Below are 16829 nucleotides of genomic sequence, written 5' to 3'. Positions count from 1 at the left end.
CCCCTCCGGTGGATGCTCAGCCGGTGAACTTCACATCGGTGATGGCCTGCTTGTACCCGGCATCGCTGAACTGGTCACCGGGTGCGTACGGCAGCGCAGTGAACCACACCAGCACGTACTGGGTCTTCACTTTCTTGTCGGCCTTCACCTTCGCGGTGGTCCCGCTCGTGGTCAGGGTCCCGATCTTCTGCATGGAGCTCAGCGACGTCGTGGAGCTCATGGAATCCGTCGCGTACAGCGAGACCGTCGTGTGGTTGCCGCCGAACCTCAGACCTATCGAAGCGGCCGAGATCCCCTGCTTCGAGCCGAGGTCGTAGACGATGCCGACGCCGGGCTTGAATGCCGGGTTCATCTCCGGACCGTCTAGGAAGCTCTTGCTCCGCCAGTACGTCGAGCTGTCGCCGTCGTAGGTCTTGGCCACGTCGCCCGCCGCCTGGGCAGAACCCTTCGCGACGTACTCCTCGGCACCCTCGATGGTGATCGGCTTGACCGGCTTCGTCTTGTCGCCGCTCTTGTCGTTGCCGTCAGTCGTCTTGGTGTTGCCCGTATCGTCGGACTTCCCGCGGTCCATGAGCGCGTCCGCGAGCTGCCAGCTGCCGAGACCGAGCGCGGCGATCAGAAGGGCGGACACCGCCCACTTGAGGGCCTTGCCGGTACGGGTCTGCAGCGGAGGAAGGGGAGTCGGTACCGGCTGGGTGGCCCCCGGGTGGGACGAAGGGCGGCCGTAGTTGCCCTGCTGGTACGTCGTGCGCTGGTAGTCCGGCGGTGCGGTGAACGTCGGCTCCGGCGGCCGGATGCGAGGCATCTCGCCGACCGCCTTCACCAGTTCCTCCGGCGTGGTGCACGGAGGCTCCTGGCGGGAAGCGGTCGCGCCGTCGTTGACGAGCGCGCGCATCGCGAGCTCCGAAAGGCCCCGGTGCACACCTGCGCGTACCTGGTCGGGAGCGATGAGGCCCACGCCCTTGGGCAGTCCGGAGAGGCCGTAGGCGTCGTCCTCGTACGGCCAGCGCTGGGTGAGCGTGGCGTACAGCAGCGCGCCGATCGCCTCCGTGTCGGTGCGCTGCGGAGTGTCGGAACTGATGCCGCGCAGCGCCGCGTTCACGGCGAGGCCGCGGATGCGCCACTGCCCGGACGAGGTGCGCAGCACGGCGCCAGGGGTCAGCTTCAGATGGGCCAGCCCCTCACGGTGCGCGGCGGCCATCGCCTGGGAGACCTGGCTGACCATCTGGTACGCCTCGTGCACCTCCAGCGGGCCGGCGGCCAGGAGCGCCGTCAGCTCCGTGGCATCCGGCAGCCACTCGTGCACCACATAGACGAGGTCGTTCTCCTCGACCGCGTCCAGGACCTGGACGAACCGGGGATCGCCCAGGAGCGCGGAGGAACGGGCCGCCGCGAGGACGGATCGCGCTCGTGGATGGTCGGCGGGCAGCAAGTGCACACCGACGGCGCGGCGGAGTTTCTCATCCACCGCACGCCAACTGCTGAAACCGTCCAGACGGGTGACGCACTCTTCCAGGCGGTAGCGTCTGGCGAGTTTGTGACCGCTGTGCAGCTCGGGCGGCGAGGTCCTGCCAGGGCTCTCGTTCCCCCCGCTCCCCTGTTCCTCTTCGCTCTCCGAGCTGTCCGTGTCCCGCTCCCGGTTCTGGGCCACCCCGTCGGCCGTGGACTGGTCCGCCTTCGCGGTCAGCGGCTCGTCGCCGCTGTTGTCTGCCACGTCGACGGCAGCCGTGCTCCGTTCCGCCACCGTCGTTCCTGCCTCCCCATCCATTGCGCGCTGTCCGACGCCAAAGCCAATTGTGCCCACAGTCCGCCCCTATGCACGACACGCGGTCGCGCACGATGGTTGTGCGCCTGCCCCCGTCTCAGCGCCCAAGGCGCCCGCGGACCATGCCGACCATTCCGTTCAGCTCCTCGATGCGCATCCGCCGCGCCGCGACGTAGAAGACACCGAGCAGTACGACACCACCGCCGAGCAGGGAGGCGAACGAGCCGCCGACGCCCTGTCCCAGTGTGTGGCCGATTCCGTAGCAGGCCGCACCACTGAGCAGTGCGGCCGGCACCGACGCGATACCGAGCCGTGCGTAGGTGCGCAGGACCCGCCCACCGTCCAGGTCGCCGCCCAGCCGCTTGCGCAGCCGGCTCCACGCGACCCCGACGCCGATCGCGTAGGCAAGACCGTACGACGCGGCCATGCCCGCCACCGCCCAACGCGGGGGAAGCAGGAAGAAACAGAGCGCCGAGGCACCGGCGTTGACGGCGGCCACGATGACCGTGTTGTAGAAGGGGGTCCGGGTGTCCTCGTACGCGTAGAAGGCGCGCAGCACGACGTACTGCACGGAGTACGGGATCAGGCCCAGGCCGAAGGCCATCAGCATGTAGCCCATGTTCGTCGCTTCGCTGGTCCCGGAGGAGCCGAACATCAGCGTGCACATCGGGATGCCGAGCGCGACGAAGCCGAAGGAGATCGGCACGATCGCCACGGCGGTCGTACGCAGACCTTGTGAGATGTCGTCGCGGACCGCGCCGCTGTCGCCCTCATGGGCCGAACGCGAGAGCCGAGGCAGCAGGGCGGCCATCAGGGAGACCGTGATGATGGCCTGCGGAAGGCCCCAGATGAGCTGGGCGTTGGCGTAGGCCGCGAAGCCGGTGCCGTCGACCGGGGAGTCCTTGCCCGCCGCGGTGGACAACTGGGTCACGACGATCGCGCCCGCCTGGTTGGCGAGGACGAAGAGCACGGTCCACTTGGCGAGCATCGCGGCCTTGCCGAGGCCGTGGCCCTTCCAGTCGAAGCGCAGCCGCAGCCGGAAACCGGTCTCGCGGAGGTAGGGGATCATCGCGAGGGCCTGCACGACGAGGCCGAGCAGGACGCCGATGCCGAGAAGCCGCTCGCCCTCCGGCGGAATGGTCGCGGCTTCCATGCCGGAGTTCTCCGCGGTGCCGTACACCCAGATGAACAGGCCGAGCGTCACGATGATGACGACGTTGTTGAGGACCGGGGTCCACATCATCGCGCCGAACTTTCCGCGGGCGTTCAGGATCTGGCCCATCACCACGTGGATGCCCATGAAGAAGATCGTGGGCAGGAAGTAGCGGGCGAAGGTGACAGCGACGTCGTTGGCCGCCGCGTCTCTGGCGACCGGCGTCGACAGCACACGGACCAGGAACGGAGCGGCGAGTACCGCGAGCGCGGTGAGTGCGCCGAGAACCACCACGACGAGGGTCAGCAGCCGGTTGGCGAATGCCTCTCCACCGTCCTCGTCGTCCTTCATGGCGCGCACCAGCTGCGGTACGAAGACGGAGTTGAGGCCGCCGCCGACGGTCAGGATGTAGATCATCGTCGGCAGCTGGTAGGCGACCTGGAAGGTGTCACCTAGGAGGCCGACACCCAGCGCCGCGACGATCAGCGCGGAGCGGATGAAGCCGGTGAGGCGGGACACCATGGTGCCCGCCGCCATGAGCGCACTGGACTTCAGCAGTCCGGACGCCCGGCCACCGGACTTCTTCGCGGCCGCCGGCGCAGGTGTGGGCGGGGGTGCCGAGGGCGGCTCGGCAGCCGGAGCGGGCTCCGGCGTCGGAGAGGGCACGCTGGGCGGACCCCCCGCGGGCGGGTATGCGCCGCCCTGCTGCTGGTCCCGGAAGAGATGAGCGAAGGCGTCCGGCTCGTGCCGATGCTCGCCGGCCTGGGTCACCAGGTCGTCGACGCCCACGAACTGGGTGGTACGGGGGTCGTCGCCGTACGGCAGGTACTGCGTGGGGCCCTCCGGCTCGGGAGCCGGGGTCTGGGCCCACACGCGCGGGTCGGGGGCGTACGGGGACTGGGGCGGCTGAGCGTAGAGCGGGGGCTGCGGCTGGTAGGTGCCCGGCGGCGGCGGGGGATGCGCGGCGCGGTCGTAGAGGGCCTCGGTGACAGGGTCCTGAGCGGCGAGATCCTGCGCCCGGTAGGGATCCTGGGCGTAGGCATCCTGGAGGTACACGTCGGGTGCGGGTTGCTGAGGCACCTCGCCGGGCTCCGGCGGGCCCTGCGGCGGGTCGTCGGGGTGGCCGGAGCCGCCCGCGCCCTGACCGCGGTCACCGTCGTACGGCGCGTTCATGGTTTACCCCACCTCATCGTCCCCGGGCCCACCGGCCGCGACATCGCTCAACGGTCCACTCTCTCACCAGTGCCGGACGGGTCCGTGATTTCGGCTGCGGTGTCCGGTGCAGGGTCACTCGGGTGCTCCGGCCCGTGTGCCCTCGACTCGGCGTCGGATGCTTCGGGAGCGTCCTCGTCCTCGCCGTCCGCCTGGGCGTTCTCGGATTCCTCCGTGGCCTGGCGGGCGGCCGCGCGCTTGCGCTGGGTGTACATCCGGAACCCGGCGAGCACGAGCAGCAGGACACCACCGGCGATGACCAGCATCACCGTGGCGGTGATCTCGGTGACCTTCACATCGAAGGGGACTTCGGGACCGTACGGCCGGCCGTCCTCCGTGAACAGCTGGGCGACGACTCCCACCCGGCCGTTGGCGTGGGCGTTGGTGGTGAACTTCACCGACTGGCTGTGTCCGCCCGAGACCGAGACAGGCTGTTCGTCGTAGGCGCCGTCGCCGATGCTGAGGCGGCTCGGCTGGGTCGAGGTCAGGCGCAGAGTGAGGTGGTCGACACCCTGGACGAGGTTGTTCTGCACCGTCACGGGGATCGTGGCGCTGCGGCCCGACAGCTTCGCCTCGGACTTCTCGATCAGTCCGACGCTCTCGGTGAGCCGGGTGAGATACGCCTCCACGCCGTCGCGGTAGAGCGTCGCATCGGTGCTGCGGCCGCGCCAGGACGTGGACACCGACCGGTCCATGGCCCGTCCGAAGGGGGTGGCCACACGGGATTTGTCGGCGAGGATCACCTGGAAGCTGTCGAGGGCGTCCTGCGTGCGCTCGATCTGATCGAAGGCCGCTTGCGGCAGCTCCTGCTTGCGCAGCGAGGAGGGGTACGACCCCGCCGACGGGACCCGCGTGGTGGCGCCTGCGTCCGGCTTGGTCTTGGTGGCCGCGGACAGGTCCGCCGACTGCGACCAGGTTCCGTCCTGGAGCGCCGTCAGTGCCTGTGCCATCGCCTGGGCCTGGCTGGACGTCGGCATGCGCTGCGGGGCGACCACGACGCTGCGCTGCTTGTCCGGGACCTGGAGCGAGAACATCAGGCTCTGGGCGAGGAACTTCTGCACGGCGAGCGTGGCGTTGCCCGCCACCGCCATGTCGCCCTGGAACGCCGTCGACAGACGGGCGTCCGCGACCACCGCGGTGGTGCCGCCGCCGATCGGACGCGCTGCGGACGGCGTGTACGGCAGGCTTCCGGCCTCCTGCAGGCTGTCGCTGCGGGAGATCACCGTATCGGCGCCGGCCGAGGTGGCGACCTTGACGATCGAGGGGTCGATCGCGCCGTTCGCGGGCCAGGCGTACTCCGTGCTGGGCGTCACGTGGAGGATCGACTCCACCGTCGTCGCGGCCACTGTGGTGGCGTCCTTGAGTCGGCTGAGCGACCCGGTGGCGGTCTTTCCGTTGTGGGCCAGCGACGCCAGATCCGGGTCGGCGAAGGGAAGGGCGACGACTTCCTCGTTCTCGACCGTCTTCTCCAGCTCGGAGAGCCACTGCTTGGCCACCGCCTGGTGCGTGCCCGCCGTGGTCGTGCTGCTGGAGCCGTTCACCTGGACGCGGTAGCTGCGGGTCATCGCGTCGACGGAAGCCAGCAGATCCGGGTCGACGACCCATGTGACGTCGAGGTTCTTGCCGAGTGCGAGGAGCTGCTGCAGGCGCCCGCCGGGGGCGAGCTCAGCAGCCAGGTCGTCGTCCTTGAAGACGGGGGTCTGCTGCTCGTTCGAGCCCGTCTCGGCCGTCATGTGTGGGGTGGAGATGAGCGGCCAGAGGTATGTGGTCCGGGTCTTCTTGTCCGCCTCGTCGGGCTGCCACGGCAGGAAGGTCCGCTCGATGCCGAGGATCTGGTCGTACGCCGCGGCGGCCGTCCGGCCGGTGAGCGTGACACCGAGCTGGTAGACGCCGTCGGAGCTGAGGGGCAGCTTGTCGACGGGGACGGAGATGCTGAAGGTCTGCGGGACGCCCGGTGCCAGCTTGGAGAACTTCGCGACGTACTTGCCGCCGACGTCCGTACCCGCGTACGGGTTGCTCTGCGCGGCGGTGTCGATCGCCGAGCGGCCGTTCATCGTCGGGCCTACCCGAAGACCGACGTGCGCGTCAGTGATCGTCTGCTTGCCCTTGTTGACGATCCTGCCGGAGACGGTCAGCGTGTCACCGTCGGAGGGCACGCGAGGACTCAGCGTGTCCAGGGAGACATCGACCGTACGGGAGCCGGAGACCTCCGCTGCGGCGCTGGACTCGGCCGCGTACGCGGCCGGCGCCACGGGCAGCTGGCAGAGGCCGGCCAGCAGGGGAGCCGCTGCCAGCAGCGCCCCGGTGCGCCGCAGCCAGCGGCGGGCAGGTGAGGGAGTCATCCCCTGGAAGTCTGCCGCCTCGGCCACGCGCTCGCCCGTCCCTCGTCGTCGTCAGTGGTCGTCGGAATGTGCGTCCACGCATGGTAACGATGCGCGCTGAGGGTAAGTGCCGCGGTCCGGTCCACAAGATCGGGAACGAGACCCCACTGTCCCACTATGTCCGCCTATCAGTGGCGAGGTTCCCGCAGAGACATGGGAAGGTGCCGGTGCACGTTTAATGGAGGCGCCCGCGGGGGTCCGGGCCACGTACCCTTTTCTGTTGTGCCGAACGCCAACGAAGACAGTCCCAGTGCCCTGAATCAGGTGCAGAGCCGCGCGGTGAGCGAACTGCTGCGGGTGTCCCCCGTCGCCGATGAGCTCGCCCGCCGTTTCCAGGAGGCCGGGTTCTCTCTCGCCCTGGTCGGTGGCTCGGTCCGGGATGCGCTCCTCGGCCGGCTCGGCAACGACCTCGACTTCACGACCGACGCCCGGCCCGAGGACGTGCTGAAGATCATGCGGGCCTGGGCGGACGCCGTGTGGGAGGTCGGGATCGCCTTCGGCACGGTCGGTGGTCAGAAGGACGCCCGCGTCGGAGACGTCGACCAGAGCTTCCAGATCGAGGTGACGACCTACCGTTCGGAGGCGTACGACCGGACCTCGCGCAAGCCCGAGGTCTCGTACGGCGACTCGATCGAGCAGGACCTGGTGCGTCGTGACTTCACAGTGAACGCGATGGCCGTGGCGCTCCCCGAGAAGGAGTTCATCGATCCGCACGGCGGGCTCGACGATCTTGCCGCACGTGTTCTGCGGACTCCGAGCACACCTGAGTCCTCCTTCTCCGATGACCCGCTGCGGATGATGCGGGCCGCGCGGTTCGCCGCGCAGCTCGACTTCGAGGTGGCGCCGGACGTCGTTGCGGCGATGAAGGCCATGGCCGAGCGCATCGAGATCGTCTCCTCCGAGCGCGTGCGTGACGAGCTGAACAAGCTGGTCCTGTCCGCGCACCCCCGGAAGGGTCTGACACTGCTCGTCGACACCGGGCTGGCCGACCGGGTGCTGCCCGAGCTGCCGGCGCTGCGCCTGGAGCGGGATGAGCACCATCGGCACAAGGACGTCTACGACCACACACTGATCGTCCTGGAGCAGGCGATGGCACTGGAGGAGGACAGTCCCGACCTCACGCTGCGTCTGGCCGCACTGCTGCATGACATCGGCAAGCCGCGGACGCGTCGCTTCGAGGACGACGGTCGGGTCTCCTTCCACCATCACGAGGTGGTGGGCGCCAAGATGACCAAGAAGCGGATGACGGAGCTCAAGTACTCGAATGAGCTCGTGAAGGACGTCTCGCATCTGGTCGAGCTGCACCTGCGCTTCCACGGCTACGGCACCGGGGAGTGGACGGACTCCGCGGTCCGCCGGTATGTGCGTGATGCGGGCCCGCTCCTCGACCGCCTCCACAAGCTGACCCGCTCGGACTGCACGACGCGCAACAAGCGCAAGGCCACCGCTCTCTCCCGTGCGTACGACGGTCTGGAGGAGCGCATCGGCCAGCTTCAGGAGCAGGAGGAGCTGGACGCGATCCGGCCCGACCTCGACGGCAACCAGATCATGGAGATCCTGGGTGTCGCGCCCGGCCCGGCCATCGGGCAGGCCTACAAGTTCCTGCTGGAACTGCGTCTGGAGAACGGGCCGATGGAGTACGACGCAGCAGTGTCGGCGCTCAAGGAGTGGTGGGCCGAACAGAACTGAGGGCGCGCGGCGAGTCATGTTTCACGTGAAACATGACTCGCGCTCCTGAAGCCGGACATGTCGAGGGGCGTTGTTTCACGTGAAACAACGCCCCTCGTGTTTGTACCGCTCCTACTTGTTGTCTGCCAGGCAGAGCACGAAGGAGTCGGACCCCTCCTGCCAGGAGAGAGCAGCAGTGGTGCCCTGGACGGACTGGCAGGCGAGCTGCGCCAGGCTGGAGCCGTCCTTCTTCGCCAGAACCTTGTGCGTGGCCTTCGAGTCGCCGCAGTCGAGCTTCTCGACCGAGGCGTTGGAGTCGGAGCCCGTGTTGCGCAGGCAGTCGCCGGCCTTGAGCTTCGTGGCGTCGTCGCCGCCGAAGAAATAGGTACCGGCGGCTATGGAGAGCACGGCCACGGGGATGATGAACCGCAGGTACTTCTTGAAGCCGCTACGCGCCGGAGCCGGCGGCGGAACCGGCGCACCCTGGTTGAAGTACGGGGACTGCTGGGGGTCTCCGGGCTGCGGCTGGCCGTACGGGTTCCCACTCGTCGGGGGCTGCCCGTAGGGGTTCTGGCCCTGGGGCGGCTGCCCCTGTGCGAACGGGTTCTGGCCTTGGGGCGGCGGAGTGGTCACTTTGAGGGTCCCCCTCGGACGTAGGAGCGCGTGGCGCGAAATAAGACGCACGTAAGCTACCGGCCGCCACTGACAACTCTGTAGCCCACAGTGGCTCTGTGTCATTGATGTGACACTTACTGCCGAGCAAAGCGGGCCATAGTCGCAGCAACTGCCCCGTAGATAACGGCCACCGTGACCACCAGCGGGACTGAGCGGCCGTCAGGAGGCAGCATCAGCGCGGCCACCGCGGCGGCGCCGACGAAGGCCACGTTGAACAGAACGTCGTAGACGGCGAAGATCCGGCCGCGGAAGCCGTCGTCGACGGACGACTGGACCACGGTGTCCGTGGCGATCTTCGCGCCCTGGGTGGTCAGGCCGAGGACGAAGGCCGCGACCAGTATGGGGACTTCGGCGAACGGCAGCCCGAGCGCAGGCTCCAGGACCGCGGCGGATCCGGCACAGGCGATGATCCAGCCGCTGGGCCCCAGTCGGCCGACCGCCGCCGGGGTCAGCACCGCCGCGGCGAAGAAGCCCGCTCCGGAGATCCCCACGGCCAGGCCCAGGAGGGCGAGCCCGTCGTCGTCCGAGCCCGACGACCAGGCGTACCGGCAGAGCATCAGCACCATGACCGTCAGGGCGCCGTAGCAGAACCGCATCAGCGTCATCGCGGCCAGGGCCCGGGCGGCCTCCCGTCGTGGGGGCTGGGCCAGATGGCGTACGCCTGACGTCAGGCCGTGTGCTGTGCCGACCAGTGCTGCCTTCAACCGTGGATGCACCAACTCCCGGTCGGGGCCCAGAAGGTCCGGTGCCAGGCGCAGCGAGGCGAGCGCGGAGCACACGTAGAGGGCCGCTGCGACGAGGACGACCGCCGCGTCGGAGTCCGAGGCGACCAGGCGGACGACGAAGGCGAGACCGCCGCCGACGGTCGCGGCGAGCGTTCCGGCCGTGGGCGAGAGGGAGTTGGCCATCACCAGGCGCTCGGAGTCGACGACGCGGGGCAGTGCGGCGGACAGACCCGCCAGGACGAACCGGTTGACCGCGGTCACGCACAGAGCGGACGCGTAGAAGAGCCAGTCCGGCACGCCGCTCAGCATGAGGACGGCCGTCAGGGCGGCCAGCGCCGCCCGCAGCAGGTTTCCGTACAAGAAGACCTGGCGGCGCCGCCAGCGGTCCAGCAGGACGCCGGCGAAGGGGCCGACGAGGGAGTACGGGAGCAGCAGGACCGCCATTGCCGAGGCGATCGCCGCCGCCGAGGTCTGCTTCTCCGGTGAGAAGACGACGTACGTGGCGAGCGCGACCTGGTAGACGCCGTCGGCACCCTGCGACAACAGCCGGACGGCGAGCAGACGCCGGAAGTTCCCGAAGCGCAGGAGGACGCGCAGATCACGCACGACAGCCATGGGGCACAGCCTCACATACGAGGAGGGTCCCCGGGCTTGCGACCCGGGGACCCTCAACAGAGCGGCACATCAAGCGTCTTAGCGCTCGACCTCGCCCTTGATGAACTTCTCGACGTTGTCGTAGGCCTCGTCGTCGAAGTACTGGACCGGCGGCGACTTCATGAAGTAGCTCGACGCGGAGAGGATCGGGCCGCCGATGCCGCGGTCCTTGGCGATCTTCGCGGCGCGCAGGGCGTCGATGATGACACCCGCGGAGTTCGGGGAGTCCCAGACCTCGAGCTTGTACTCCAGGTTCAGCGGGACGTCACCGAAGGCGCGGCCCTCAAGGCGGACGTACGCCCACTTGCGGTCGTCGAGCCAGGCCACGTAGTCCGAGGGACCGATGTGGACGTTCTTCGCGCCCATGTCACGGTCGGGGATCTGCGAGGTGACGGCCTGCGTCTTCGAGATCTTCTTGGACTCGAGGCGGTCGCGCTCCAGCATGTTCTTGAAGTCCATGTTGCCGCCGACGTTGAGCTGCATCGTGCGCTCAAGGCGGACACCGCGGTCCTCGAACAGCTTCGCCATCACGCGGTGCGTGATGGTGGCGCCGACCTGCGACTTGATGTCGTCGCCGACGATCGGGACGCCCGCCTCGGTGAACTTGTCCGCCCACTCCTTGGTGCCGGCGATGAAGACCGGAAGGGCGTTGACGAAGGCGACCTTGGCGTCGATGGCGGCCTGGGCGTAGAACTTCGCCGCGTCCTCGGAACCGACGGGCAGGTAGCAGATGAGGACGTCGACCTGCTTGTCCTTGAGGATCTGGACGATGTCGACCGGGGCCTCGGCGGACTCCTCGATGGTCTCGCGGTAGTACTTGCCGAGACCGTCGTAGGTGTGACCGCGCTGGACCGTGACGCCCTTGCTCGGGACGTCGCAGATCTTGATGGTGTTGTTCTCGCTGGCACCGATGGCGTCCGAGAGGTCGAGGCCGACCTTCTTCGCGTCGACGTCGAAGGCGGCGACGAACTCGACGTCACCCACGTGATAGTCGCCGAACTGGACGTGCATCAGGCCGGGCACCTTGGACGCCGGATCGGCATCCTTGTAGTACTCGACGCCCTGTACCAGCGAGGCGGCGCAGTTGCCCACGCCGACGATGGCTACGCGAACCGAACCCATTCCGGTTGCTCCCTGTGTGTACTCGGTGAAGCCCTGAGAGGACTTCACGTGGCAGTGTCATCGGACGGATCCGGCCCGGGAGTGTCCCCGGGCCGGGGCAGGCCGCCCGACTCCCCAGATGTGCTGTTCTGCTGAGCGGAGCCGTCCGGTCCGGGACGCTGCTGGTCCCGTCCGGCCCGCTCGCTCTCGATGAGCTCGTTCAGCCAGCGCACTTCGCGCTCCACGGACTCCATTCCGTGGCGCTGGAGCTCAAGGGTGTAGTCGTCGAGTCGCTCCCGGGTGCGCGCCAGAGAGGCACGCATCTTCTCCAGGCGCTCCTCCAGACGGCTGCGGCGGCCTTCGAGGACCCGCATCCGTACGTCCCGTGACGTCTGGCCGAAGAAGGCGAAGCGAGCGGCGAAGTGCTCGTCCTCGTACGCGTCGGGACCCGTCTGTGAGAGCAGGTCCTCGAAATGTTCCTTACCTTCGGCCGTCAACCGATAGACGATCTTGGCGCGACGCCCTGAGAGTGGCGCCGCGAGCGCGTCCTCGGGGGTGTTCCCCGGCTCCTCGATCAACCAGCCGTTGGCGACCAGCGTCTTGAGGCAGGGGTAAAGCGTCCCGTAGCTGAACGCGCGGAACACACCCAGTGACGTATTGAGGCGTTTGCGCAGCTCATAGCCGTGCATCGGGGACTCGCGGAGCAGGCCGAGGACGGCGAACTCAAGGATCCCGGCACGCCGGCTCATCGTCGCCTCCTCTCTGCCGCGGTCTTGCCGTGACGGTCTTTATGCCGAGCTGATGTATCGACTCGATACATCGGAACGATAGATCGGTCCGCGGCATGCGGCAAGAGGGGGCATCGTGAACGGGGTCACATCACCGATTCGTAGGAAGCAAGTTGCCTGATTTGCGGTGAACTTCGGTACTAGGCAGGTTTTGACGGTGCGTAGTCTGTGCGCCATGCAAACCACCGGGAACCGAGTGACGCATGGGGACGTCCTCGTCCTCGGTGCAGTACGGATGAATGTAAGAACGACCGCATCCGTACTTCGGGGGGACCGGAAACCAGCCGCCGTTTCCAGGCGCGCTCAGGTGCGCCTGCCCGAGGAGTAATCGTTCGATGAGCGAGCACCGTCGCAAACCGCCGCAGCCGCAAGGCGGCGGACGTGCCGCGGCCCGACGCGGCCAGACCGGGTCGTCCTCCGGCCGCCGTGCGGCGCCGCGGAGCGCCACCGGGTCTCCTTCCGACTCCTATGACTCGGGAGGTGAGGAGCGCCCGCTCGGCAGCCGTGCCGAGGCCCGGCGGGCGGCACAGAGAAGCAGCACCAGCGGTGGCAGGCGCAGAGCCGCCGACGGTGCGGGAGGCGGCGGCCACGGTGGTGGCGGCCGGCGTGGTGGCCCTGGCGGGCCGAACGGCCCTGGGCGGGGCAGAGGGCGCGGCCCCGAGCCCTACAAGAAGCGGATCATCGACTATCCGCGCGCGGGCAAATACGGATGGGCACGTTGGGTGCCGTCGTGGAAGCTCGTGACGGGTACGTTCATCGGCTTCTGCGGCAGTCTGATGGCCGTGGCGGGCGTCGCGTACGCCATGGTGGGCGTGCCGGACGTCGCGGCGGCCGCGAAGGCGCAGAACAACGTCTACTACTGGGCCAACAACAAGCCGATGGTGTCCACGGGCGGTGAGACCAACCGCCAGAACATCAAGTACGAGCAGATTCCCAAGGCGATGCGGTACGCCGTCATGTCGGCCGAGAACAAGAAGTTCGAGACCGACAAGGGCATCGACCCCGTGGGTATCGGCCGTGCGCTCTTCAACATGGCCAAGGGCGGCGAGACGCAGGGCGGCTCGACCATCACCCAGCAGTACGTGAAGAACGCGATGCTGAACGACCAGTCGCAGACGATGTCCCGGAAGTTCAAGGAGCTCCTGGTCTCCATCAAGGTGGGCCGCAAGGTGCCCAAGGAGGAGGTCATGGCGGGGTATCTGAACACCGCCTACTACGGCCGCTCCTCATACGGTCTGCAGGCGGCGGCGCGTTCGTACTTCGGCAAGGACGCGACTGACCTCAAGGCGAACGAGTGCGCCTTGCTCGCGGCGGTGCTGAAGGGTGCCACGTACTACGACCCCGCGGGACAGACGGCGATCGACCCGGCCGCCACGCGCGAGGCCAACACCGAGAGGGCTACGTATCGCACGAACTGGATCCTCGACGAGATGGTCAAGGACGGGCACCTGTCGGCCTCGGAGCGAGCCGAGTACAAGGACCTGCCCAAGCTCCAGAACCCGCGGTCCAGCTCCGAGCTGGGCGGTCAGATCGGCTATCTCGTCGATCTCGCCAAGGGCTACGTCATCAACAACACGGACATCACCGAGGAACAGCTCCGGCAGGGCGGCTACGAGATCCATACGACCTTCGACAAGAAGAAGGTCGCCGATCTCGAGAAGGCCGTGAAGAAGGTCCGCAAGGAGAACCTCGACGAGAAGCGCCGCCCGAAGACCGACACACACGTCCAGTTCGGCGGAGCCTCGGTGGACCCGAAGAACGGTGCCATCGTCGCCATCTACGGCGGTGAGTCCGCGACCAAGCACTTCACCAACAACGCCGACGAGACCGGTGCCGCGGTCGGTTCGACGTTCAAGCCGTTCGTCCTGGCGGCCGCCATGCAGGACGGCAAACGCGACCCCGACCTCGGGGAGTCGCAGGCGCAGGACGAACGCACCAAGGTCTCGCCGGACAGCTTCTACAGCGGCAAGAACAAACTCAAGATCAAGACCTACGACGGCAGTATCTGGAAGAACGACAAGGGCAAGGAGTGGCTCCAGACCAACGACGACGACGAGTCGTACGGCACTCCGCCGAACTACCAGGTCGACCTGCGTGAAGCCATGAGGGTCTCGGCGAACTCCGCCTTCGTGCAGCTCGGCATGGACGTCGGTCTGGACAAGGTGAAGCAGGCAGCCGAAAACGCCGGCCTCAGGGAGAGCAGCCTGACGGGTACCACCTTCCCGTCCTTCTCCATCGGTATCTCCGACCCCAGTGCGATCCGCATGGCCGGTTCGTACGCGACGTTCGCGACCAGCGGGAAGCAGAACGACCCGTTCTCGGTCAAGGAGGTCGAGTACGAAGGGGGCAGCGTGTGGAAGCACAAGTCCGCGACCAAGGAGGCCTTCACCGCGCCGGTCGCTGACAACGTCACCGACGTCCTGAAGACCGTCGTCGAGGACGGAACCGGTACCTCGGCCCAGCTCGACGGCCGCGAGGTGGCAGGCAAGACCGGTACGACGGACGGCAACAAGTCCGCCTGGTTCGTCGGGTACACGCCGCAGCTGTCGACCGCGGTCAGCATGTACCGCATGGACGACGACGAGACCAAGAAGAGTCGTCCGTTCCTGGAGATGTACGGCACGGGTGGCCAGGAAACCATTCACGGTGCCTCGTTCCCGGCCGAGGTCTGGCACGACTACATGGAGCAGGCGCTCAAGGGCACGACGCCCGAGAAGTTCCCGGAGGCCGAGCCCATCGGTGAGGTGGTCAACGACCTTCCGACCCCGAGTGTGACTCCCACGCCCACCGAGTCCGAAGAGGAGCAGCCCGAGCCCAGTACGGAGCCCAGCGAGACGGAGACCACTCCCTCGCCCTCCGCGAGCGAGACCTGTGGCCCCTTCGGCACCTTCGAATGCGAGGACACCGGCGGGACCGAAACGGGTGGAACCGAGACGGGCGGCACAGACGGCGGGGTGTCGTCCTCACCCACGGAATCCGAGGATCCAGGCAATACCAGAGGTAATGGAAATGGCGGCATCTTCGGATGATCGACCGGATAGCTGCCTCCACGAGGTGTTTCACGTGAAACATCCGCAGTGAGGTGTTTCACGTGAAACGAGGGCCGTCACACCGACTCGGTGGGACGGCCCTCGGCGTATTCCTAGGCGCGTACGGCAGGATGTGCGGCATGCCCAGTGCAGAAACGACGCGCGCGAGCGTGCACGAGCCAGATCTGGTGCGGCCGACCAAGGAGGACCCGGTTGCCGCGACCGGCAGTGAACTGTTCGGTGGTCCTCTCGGGCGGCGCGCGCTGCTCGGGACGTCCTGGTGGACTCCCGTGCGGGTCATTGCGCTCGTCGCGATCGGCATGTTCGCCCTCGGCATGGTGCAGAAGCTGCCGTGCTACGACGGAGCCTGGTTCTTCGGGGCCAGCTCGCAGTACACGCATGCCTGCTACTCGGACATCCCGCACCTCTACCAGGGGCGGGGCTTCGCAGACGGGCTGGTGCCGTACTTCGACAAGCTCGAAGGCGACATGGAGTACCTCGAATACCCGGTGCTGACCGGAGTGTTCATGGAGGTCGCCTCGTGGCTCACGCCGGGCAGCGGCAGCATTCAGGACCAGGAGCAGGTCTACTGGATGGTCAACGCCGGGATGCTGATGGCGTGCGCGGCCGTTATCGCCGTCTGCGTGACCCGCACCCACCGGCGCCGCCCCTGGGACGGCCTGCTGGTCGCTCTGGCGCCTGCTTTCGCGCTGACCGCCACGATCAACTGGGACCTGCTGGCCGTCGCTCTGACGGCCGCCGCGATGCTGATGTGGGCACGGAGCCGCCCCCTTGCCTTCGGAGTCCTGCTGGGGCTCGCCACGGCCGCCAAGCTCTATCCCGCGCTGCTGCTAGGGCCACTGTTCGTACTGTGCTGGCGCGCGGGCAGGTGGCGGGAGTTCGGTACGGCGCTCCTCGGTGCCGCCGGCTCCTGGCTGGTCGTGAACCTTCCGGTCATGCTGCTCGCGCCCGAGGGATGGGCGAAGTTCTACACGTTCAGCCAGGAACGCGGCGTTGACTTCGGCTCCTTCTGGCTGATCCTGTCCCAGCGCATGGAGACCCCGCTCGACACCGACACGGTCAACACGTTCGCCACGGTGCTGATGCTGATCTCCTGCGTGGGTGTCGCGGCTCTCGCGCTGACCGCTCCGCGCCGGCCGCGCTTCGCCCAGCTGGCGTTCCTGATCGTCGCGGCCTTCATCCTCACCAACAAGGTCTACTCGCCGCAGTACGTGCTGTGGCTGGTGCCCCTCGCCGTGCTGGCTCGTCCGAAGTGGCGGGACTTCCTGATCTGGCAGGCGTGCGAGGTGGCGTACTTCCTCGGCATCTGGATGTACCTCGCGTACACGACCAGCGGAGACGCCCACAAGGGACTGCCGCAGGAGGGGTACCAACTGGCCATCGCCGTACACCTGTTGGGGACGCTGTATCTGTGCGCGGTGATCGTGCGCGACATCTTCATGCCGGAGCGGGACGTGGTGCGCCGGTCCGGTGACGACGATCCCTCCGGTGGCGTGCTCGACGGCGCGCAGGACGTTTTCGTCCTGGGAGCCGCGGCCCACCCGCCGCGGCACGCGGCACACTTCGACGGGCCGTACGTGGAGTGGGGCGCCGAGGACGAACCGACGAACCGGCGTTCGCCCTGAGCGAACAGGGCATGGGCGAGTCACGAAAAAGG

At 67.9% G+C, this 16829-nt stretch carries 10 protein-coding genes; 3 read left to right on the top strand and 7 right to left on the bottom strand.

Going from position 1 to position 16829, the window contains the following annotated elements; genetic code table 11:
- Positions 1–16: 16 nt before the first annotated feature.
- The 3 genes from ACFWXQ_RS23140 to ACFWXQ_RS23130 all read right to left on the bottom strand — a co-directional run bounded on the left by ACFWXQ_RS23140 (position 17) and on the right by ACFWXQ_RS23130 (position 6499).
- Complete coding sequence (locus ACFWXQ_RS23140) at positions 17–1744, bottom strand: protein kinase family protein (protein ID WP_383936102.1); 1728 nt, start codon at positions 1742–1744, stop codon at positions 17–19.
- 118 nt (positions 1745–1862) lie between these two features.
- Complete coding sequence (gene murJ / locus ACFWXQ_RS23135; RefSeq protein ID WP_383936100.1) at positions 1863–4091, bottom strand: murein biosynthesis integral membrane protein MurJ; 2229 nt, start codon at positions 4089–4091, stop codon at positions 1863–1865.
- A 47-nt stretch (positions 4092–4138) separates the two neighbouring features.
- The gene (locus ACFWXQ_RS23130; protein ID WP_383936098.1) at positions 4139–6499 is read right to left on the bottom strand and encodes a DUF6049 family protein; all 2361 of its coding nucleotides are present in this window, start codon (positions 6497–6499) and stop codon (positions 4139–4141) included.
- A 234-nt stretch (positions 6500–6733) separates the two neighbouring features.
- On the opposite strand from ACFWXQ_RS23130, the gene ACFWXQ_RS23125 reads away from it, so the two are divergent.
- Complete coding sequence (locus ACFWXQ_RS23125) at positions 6734–8200, top strand: CCA tRNA nucleotidyltransferase (protein ID WP_383936096.1); 1467 nt, start codon at positions 6734–6736, stop codon at positions 8198–8200.
- A gap of 111 nt (positions 8201–8311) precedes the next feature.
- Here the strand turns inward: ACFWXQ_RS23125 and ACFWXQ_RS23120 are convergent, their stop codons facing one another.
- The 4 genes from ACFWXQ_RS23120 to ACFWXQ_RS23105 form a co-directional block, all read right to left on the bottom strand.
- On the bottom strand, positions 8312–8812 hold the full coding sequence (locus ACFWXQ_RS23120) for a hypothetical protein (RefSeq protein WP_383936094.1): 501 nt from the start codon (positions 8810–8812) through the stop codon (positions 8312–8314).
- A gap of 116 nt (positions 8813–8928) precedes the next feature.
- Complete coding sequence (locus ACFWXQ_RS23115; RefSeq protein WP_383936092.1) at positions 8929–10194, bottom strand: MFS transporter; 1266 nt, start codon at positions 10192–10194, stop codon at positions 8929–8931.
- 78 nt (positions 10195–10272) lie between these two features.
- Positions 10273–11355: an inositol-3-phosphate synthase gene (locus tag ACFWXQ_RS23110; protein WP_383936090.1), complete on the bottom strand. Its 1083-nt coding sequence runs from the start codon at positions 11353–11355 to the stop codon at positions 10273–10275.
- A gap of 44 nt (positions 11356–11399) precedes the next feature.
- Positions 11400–12083: a helix-turn-helix transcriptional regulator gene (locus ACFWXQ_RS23105; RefSeq protein WP_383936088.1), complete on the bottom strand. Its 684-nt coding sequence runs from the start codon at positions 12081–12083 to the stop codon at positions 11400–11402.
- Between the two features lie 374 nt (positions 12084–12457).
- Here ACFWXQ_RS23105 and ACFWXQ_RS23100 point away from each other — a divergent pair, with 374 nt between their 5' ends.
- Complete coding sequence (locus ACFWXQ_RS23100) at positions 12458–15151, top strand: transglycosylase domain-containing protein (protein WP_383936086.1); 2694 nt, start codon at positions 12458–12460, stop codon at positions 15149–15151.
- A gap of 131 nt (positions 15152–15282) precedes the next feature.
- Positions 15283–16797: a glycosyltransferase family 87 protein gene (locus ACFWXQ_RS23095; protein ID WP_383936084.1), complete on the top strand. Its 1515-nt coding sequence runs from the start codon at positions 15283–15285 to the stop codon at positions 16795–16797.
- Positions 16798–16829 lie beyond the last annotated feature (32 nt).

It is taken from the genome of Streptomyces sp. NPDC058697 (assembly GCF_042715345.1).
GTDB classification, from domain to species: domain Bacteria; phylum Actinomycetota; class Actinomycetes; order Streptomycetales; family Streptomycetaceae; genus Streptomyces; species Streptomyces liliifuscus.
Note: the sequence above shows the minus strand (reverse complement) of the source record. Positions and strands in the feature narration are given on the sequence as shown.